This window comes from Acetatifactor sp., assembly GCF_982438285.1.
The window spans coordinates 1-2,278 of sequence record NZ_CEWDFQ010000421.1 but is presented as its reverse complement, the minus strand read 5'-3'; the positions used below and the strand labels follow the sequence as shown (position 1 = coordinate 2,278).

General features: G+C 50.5%; 2 protein-coding genes. Both read right to left on the bottom strand.

The window, feature by feature from the left end:
• Positions 1 to 67 precede the first annotated feature (67 nt).
• Positions 68 to 1,264: an aspartate aminotransferase family protein gene (locus tag AC1WIP_RS14795; RefSeq protein WP_481142549.1), complete on the bottom strand. Its 1,197-nt coding sequence runs from the start codon at positions 1,262 to 1,264 to the stop codon at positions 68 to 70.
• A gap of 26 nt (positions 1,265 to 1,290) precedes the next feature.
• Positions 1,291 to 2,178, bottom strand: a complete 888-nt coding sequence (gene argB, locus AC1WIP_RS14790; RefSeq protein ID WP_481142550.1) for an acetylglutamate kinase — start codon at positions 2,176 to 2,178, stop codon at positions 1,291 to 1,293.
• Positions 2,179 to 2,278: the final 100 nt, after the last annotated feature.

Genomic DNA, 2,278 nt, shown 5'->3' with positions numbered 1-2,278 from the left:
CTTCCATAGAGCACCCCGGCCGCCATGGCAATCACGGCAGCCGAGGCAGCCAATCTCTTTTTTAAACTCATATGCTGCTCCGAATACAATCCTCTAAAATCGACGTCATCTCATCCACATGCTCTCTGGTGATTACAAGAGGAGGGACAAAGCGAATAATATCTGCACCTGCATTGATCAAAATCAGTCCTTTCTCAAGGGCCTTGTTGATTACACCATTTACGGGCCTGTCGAACACAAGCCCCTGCATCAGTCCAGCGCCTCTTCTCTCCAGAATGCAGTCATACCGGCCCGCCAGCTCATCCAGCCGCTCCTCCAGATAAGGCGCGATCTCTCTTACATGTTCTATTATATGGTCCTTTTCAAATAAATCAAGCACTTTTTCCACTGCTGCCGCTGCCAGGGGATTCCCTCCGTAGGTGGTTCCATGATCTCCTGCCGCCAGGGAATGGGCCGCCGCTTTTTCCGTCATCAGAAAGGCTCCCACCGGAACGCCGCAGCCAAGGGCCTTTGCAGTGGTCATAATATCCGGCTTTACCCCAAAACGCTGCCAGGCATACATATAGCCTGTTCTTCCCATACCGCACTGTATCTCGTCAAACATCAGGAGAATATCCCGCTCATCGCACAGCTGGCGCAGCTTTTTCAAAAAGTCTTCCCCAGCCGGGAAAAGGCCTCCCTCCCCCTGGACGGGCTCTAAAAGAATGGCACAGGTTTTCTCTGTCACCTGGGAAAGCACGCTCTCAAAATCATTCAGCCTGGCAAATTTGATATGTCCTATCATGGGCTCAAAGGGCTCTCTGTATTTTGGATTGCCAGTCACGGACAAGGCTCCCATGGTTCTGCCGTGAAAGGAATGCTCCATGGCTATGATTTCATGATCCTGACATCCGTCCTTTAAATACGCATATTTTCTGGCGGCCTTGATGGCGCCCTCCACCGCCTCCGCGCCGGAGTTGGTGAAGAAAACCCTGTCCATGCCGGAAACCTTTTTCAGCTTTCTGGCAGCCTCTATGGCCGGCACGTTATAATAATAGTTGGAGGTGTGAATCACCTTGTCGATCTGCCCCTTCAGGGCATCATTATACTCCTTGTTTCCATATCCCAGGGCAAACACAGCAATGCCGGACACAAAATCCAGATATTTTTTCCCTTCTATGTCATAGAGATAAACGCCCTCTCCCCGATCCAGCACAATCTGATAGCGGTTATAAGTGTGAAGCAGATCCCGCTCTGCCTCTTCAATATATTCCTTGTTGTTCATTGTCCCATTTCCTTTCCCGCCACTGTTTATTCGCCCTGCTCTTCATCCGCTATGATAGCCGTACCCACGCCTTCCTTGGTAAAGATTTCCAAAAGCAGGCAGTGAGGAATCCTGCCATCCAGAATGTGAACCCGGTTTACCCCGTTTCTCACAGCCGCGATACAGTTGTTCAGCTTAGGCAGCATGCCTCCGCCGATAAGCCCGCCCCCTGTAAGCTCTTCCGCCTGAGAGGCCGACAGACGGGAGATAAAGCTGGACTTGTCGTTGATATCCCGGTACAGTCCTTCAATATCCGTCAAAAACGCCAGCTTCTCCGCATGGACTGCTGTTGCAATGGCACAGGCAGCATCATCAGCATTGATATTATAAGTCTGAAAATGCGCATCCAGTCCAATGGGAGCCACAATAGGAAGAAAATCCTTCTCCAAAAGGTCATAGAGCACCTTGGGGTTCACCGTTTGAATTTCCCCCACAAAACCGATATCCTGCCCATCGGAATATTTCTTTTCCACGTTCAGGAGGCCTCCGTCCTTTCCGCTGATGCCCACTGCCTTCACTCCCAGCTCCTGCACCATAGTCACAAGCTGCTTGTTTACCTTTCCCAGCACCATCTCGGCAATCTCCATGGTCTCCTCATCGGTAACCCGCAGACCGTTTATAAATTTTGCCTCCTTGCCGACCTTTCCCACCCAGCGGCTGATCTCCTTGCCGCCCCCGTGGACAATGATGGGCTTAAAGCCCACCAGCTTAAGCAGCGTCACATCCTTTATGACGTTTTTCTGCAGCTCCTCATTGCTCATTGCGCTGCCGCCATACTTTACCACAATAATCTTTCTGTTGAATTTCTGTATGTAAGGGAGCGCTTCGATCAAAACCTCAGCCTTTCGCAAAACCTGCTCCATATCCTTTTCCATAGCCCCGTCCGCATCCTTTCCTTTATTCATTAAGTAGGTAATTGCGAAACTCGCTCCCTGGTATCAGAAACTGGGCGTAATAACCAAAATAAGGGTGACT

What these genes read in the sequence shown, in the direction of transcription:
- AC1WIP_RS14795 (WP_481142549.1), bottom strand. Translation starts at nt 1,264, where the DNA reads ATGAACAACAAGGAATATATTGAAGAGGCAGAGCGGGATCTGCTTCAC.
- argB (WP_481142550.1), bottom strand. Translation starts at nt 2,178, where the DNA reads ATGGAAAAGGATATGGAGCAGGTTTTGCGAAAGGCTGAGGTTTTGATC.